Source organism: Streptomyces sp. LS1784 (assembly GCF_020103755.1).
Lineage (GTDB): Bacteria > Actinomycetota > Actinomycetes > Streptomycetales > Streptomycetaceae > Kitasatospora.
On sequence record NZ_JAHSQD010000713.1, the window covers coordinates 1 to 3,675 of the forward strand.

The 3,675-nt window shown below is 73.5% G+C and carries 4 protein-coding genes; 3 read left to right on the forward strand and 1 reads right to left on the reverse strand.

The window, feature by feature from the left end; translation table 11 throughout:
- Positions 1-774, reverse strand: a 774-nt coding sequence (locus KS423_RS41065; RefSeq protein WP_224284829.1) for an aminotransferase class V-fold PLP-dependent enzyme, incomplete at its 3' end; no start/stop codon positions are given.
- 95 nt (positions 775-869) lie between these two features.
- Here KS423_RS41065 and KS423_RS41070 point away from each other — a divergent pair.
- From KS423_RS41070 to KS423_RS41080, 3 genes are all read left to right on the forward strand, one after another.
- Positions 870-1,961, forward strand: coding sequence for an amidohydrolase family protein (locus KS423_RS41070; RefSeq protein WP_224284830.1), 1,092 nt, complete (start codon positions 870-872; stop codon positions 1,959-1,961).
- A gap of 113 nt (positions 1,962-2,074) precedes the next feature.
- Positions 2,075-2,752, forward strand: coding sequence for a uracil-DNA glycosylase (locus KS423_RS41075; RefSeq protein WP_224284831.1), 678 nt, complete (start codon positions 2,075-2,077; stop codon positions 2,750-2,752).
- 126 nt (positions 2,753-2,878) lie between these two features.
- Positions 2,879-3,675 (forward strand): SCO1860 family LAETG-anchored protein (locus KS423_RS41080; protein WP_224284832.1); only part of this gene is annotated, 797 nt, incomplete at its 3' end.

The following is a 3,675-nucleotide window of genomic DNA, read 5'->3' on the forward strand; positions in this document are numbered from 1 at the left end:
GCCGGCCCGGGTGGCGGCGGAGGCGGCGCGGTGGCGGGCGATCACCGCGGGCAGGCCGTCGGCGGCGATCCGGTCCAGGCAGGCGCCGAGCGCGAGCATCTCCAGCTGGGCCGGGGCGTGCGGCAGGACGGTGCGGCCGGCGTCGGTCCAGCGCTCCTTCCAGTCGAGCAGCGAGAGGTAGGAGCGGCGCGGGGCGGCCGGGTTGGCGGCGATCCGCTCCCAGGCCCGTCCGGAGACGGACACGGCGGAGACTCCGGCCGGGCCGCCCATCGCCTTCTGGCCGCCGATGACGCACAGGTCGACGCCCCACTCGTCGGTGAGCAGCGGCTCGGCGGCGACGGAGGCGACCGCGTCGAGCATCAGCAGCGCGCCGTGCTCGCGGACCACGGCCCCGATCCCGGCGACCGGGTTGGTGTTGCCGGTGGCGGCCTCGGCGTGCACCAGGGAGACGAAGTCGATCTCCGGGTCGGCGTCCAGGGCCTCGGCGACCTGCTCGGCACTCACCGCACTGTCGAAGGGCACGGACAGGTCGACGACCTTCGTCCCGCAGGAGCGCAGCCAGTTGCCGAAGGTCTGCCCGTACGGGCCGGTGACGACGTTGAGGGCGGTCGAGCCGGGGTGCGCGGCGCCGCGGATCGCGGCCTCCAGGGGGAGGAGCGCCTCGCCCTGGGTGACGATCACGTCGGCCTCGGTGTGCAGCAGCGCGGCCACCTGGTCCTCGATCGCCGCGAACTCGGCGGCGCTGAGCGGGGGCAGGTCGAGGAAGGGACTCACGTCTTTATCGCCTTTCGCGGGGGGTGGGGTGCCGGAAACGAGTCTGCCGCATCGTGACTGCTTACACGGAACCCACCCGTCGGTAGAGTGCGGCCATGAACGATGGCGCGGTGCTGCACGTGCGGGGTCGGGTGCTGGTCGGTCCGCAGGACGTCCGGGACGAACTCTGGGTGGTGGACGGCCGGGTGAGCTTCACCCGCCCGCCGACCGCCGGGGACGTGCGGACGGTGACCGGCTGGGTGCTGCCCGGCCTGGTGGACGCGCACTGCCACGTCGGCCTGGACGCGCACGGCGCGGTGGACGCCGAGACCAGCGAGAAGCAGGCGCTCACCGACCGGGACGCCGGCACCCTGCTGATCCGCGACGCCGGCTCGGCCGCCGACACCCGGTGGATCGACGAGCGCGAGGACCTGCCCCGGATCATCCGTGCCGGGCGGCACATCGCCCGCACCCGCCGTTACATCCGCAACTACGCGCACGAGATCGAGCCCGGCGACCTGGCCGCCTACGTCCGGGCCGAGGCCCGGTGCGGGGACGGCTGGGTGAAGCTGGTCGGCGACTGGATCGACCGCGATCGCGGCGACCTCGCCGCCTGCTGGCCCGGCGACGCACTGACCGAGGCGATCGCGGCGGCGCACGAGGAGGGGGCCCGGGTCACCGCGCACTGCTTCTCCGCCGAGTCGCTGCCGGACCTGCTGGCGGCCGGGATCGACTGCGTCGAGCACGCCACCGGGCTGACCGAGGAGCTGATCCCGGTCTTCGCCGAGCGCGGGGTGGCGATCGTGCCGACCCTGGTCAACATCGGCACCTTCCCGGACCTCGCGGCCGGCGGCGAGGCCAAGTTCCCGGCGTGGGCGGCGCACATGCGGCGGCTGCACGAGCGCCGGTACGACACCGTGGGCGCCGCGCACGACGCCGGCATCCCCGTGTTCGTGGGTACGGACGCGGGCGGATCGCTGGCGCACGGGCTGGTCGCGGACGAGGTGGCGGAGCTGGTCAAGGCGGGGCTGAGCCCGGCCGAGGCGCTGTCGGCGGCGAGCTGGGGAGCACGGGAGTGGCTGGGGCGGCCGGGGCTGGAGGAGGGTGCGCCGGCGGACTTCGTGGTGTACGAGCAGGACCCGCGGGCGGACGTCCGGGTGCTCGCGGACCCGCGGCTGGTGGTGCTGCGGGGGCGGCCGGTCGGGTAGTCGCGACCCCTCTCGGCCCCGTCGGCCCGGCCCCCGTCGGCCCCCTCGACCGGCCACGATCGCATGATCATCCGCTGAAAGCCCTGTCGGTGTAGGCCGATAGGGTGGCGACCATGGCACCGCGTCCACTGAACGAGATCGTCGAGCCCGGCTGGGCCACCGCCCTGGAACCCGTCGCCGGACGGGTCGCCGCGATGGGCGACTTCCTGCGCGCCGAACTGGCCGCAGGCCGCACCTACCTGCCCTCCGGCCCGAACGTGCTGCGCGCCTTCCAGCAGCCCTTCGCCGACGTGCGGGTGCTGATCGTCGGGCAGGACCCGTACCCGACCCCCGGACACGCCGTCGGGCTGAGCTTCTCGGTGGCGCCGGAGGTGCGGCCGATCCCGGCGAGCCTGATCAACATCTACCGGGAGTACGGCACCGACCTGGGCCTGCCGCAGCCGTCCAACGGGGACCTCACCCCGTGGACGAACCAGGGCGTGCTGCTGCTCAACCGGGTGCTCACCGTCCAGCCGCGCAAGAGCGGCGGACACCGGGGCAAGGGCTGGGAGGCCGTCACCGAGCAGGCGATCCGGGCGCTGGTGGCGCGCGGCGGCCCGCTGGTGGCGATCCTGTGGGGGAGTGACGCCCGCAACCTGCGCCCGCTGCTGGGCAGCGTCCCGTCGGTCGAGTCGGTCCACCCCAGCCCGATGTCGGCCGACCGCGGCTTCTTCGGTTCGCGGCCGTTCAGCCGGGCCAACGAGCTGCTGGTGCGGCAGGGGGCGCAGCCGGTGGACTGGCGGCTCCCGTAGCAGAGCCTGGTCGACACAGAACGCCAATCTCACCCCAAAGAGTGAAATGACTTTCTGTGTTACTCATGTGACGGATTGTTCGAGAAGACTGGCGGCTCATCGTTTCACCTGTGTGGGGGTATCGCCATGTCTTCTCGCCGAATCGTTTCCGCTGCCGCGGCCACTGCCGTGGTGGCGGGCTCACTGCTCACCGCCGCGCCCGTCCACGCTGCCGAGCCCGCCCCGTCGCCCGGCAAGGCGCGCGCCGTCACCGCCGAACTCGACCTGGACGTCAGCCTGTTGAACAAGGCGGTGGACGTCCCGGTCAACATCGCGCTGAACAAGGTGGAGTCGCCGGCGCAGCGCGAAGGCTCGATCCTGACCGCCAAGGTGGACGGGGTCGACCAGCAGGCCCCGGTCACCCTGGTCAAGGCGGACGTCGGCAAGTCGGTGACCCGCGTCGACGCCAAGGGCGCCGCCGCCTCCGTCAAGCTGGTCAACGCCGACGTGCACGCCCCCGGCCTGCCCGCCACCGCGCTGCTCGGCCTGGAGGCGATGAGCGCCGAGGCGACCTGCCCGGTGGACGGGCAGCCGACCGCCGACGTGGTCGCGCCGGTCAAGCTCAGTGTGCTCGGCAAGCCGGTCGCCGTCGGTCTGTACGGGCCGACCAAGGTGGACGTGTCGCTGATCGGCAGCGTCTCGGTGGAGTTCTCCAAGAAGACCGTCACCACGACCACCGCCGCCGCCTCGGCCCTGGAGGTGCAGGTGGAGGTGAACCCGCTCAACCTGAACGTCGCCAAGGTCACCGGGAAGATCACCGTCGCCTCGGTGAGCTGCGAGAAGCCCTCCGCGCCGGCGGCCGGCCCGTCCGGCCCGGCCACCCCGGGCACCGCGCCCACCAGCGCGCCCGCCGCCCAGTCGGTCGCCGACACCACCACCTCGCG

Coding starts and splice junctions, on each gene's coding strand:
- KS423_RS41075 (WP_224284831.1), top strand. CDS start 2,075: ATGGCACCGCGTCCACTGAACGAGATCGTCGAGCCCGGCTGGGCCACC.
- KS423_RS41070 (WP_224284830.1), top strand. CDS start 870: ATGAACGATGGCGCGGTGCTGCACGTGCGGGGTCGGGTGCTGGTCGGT.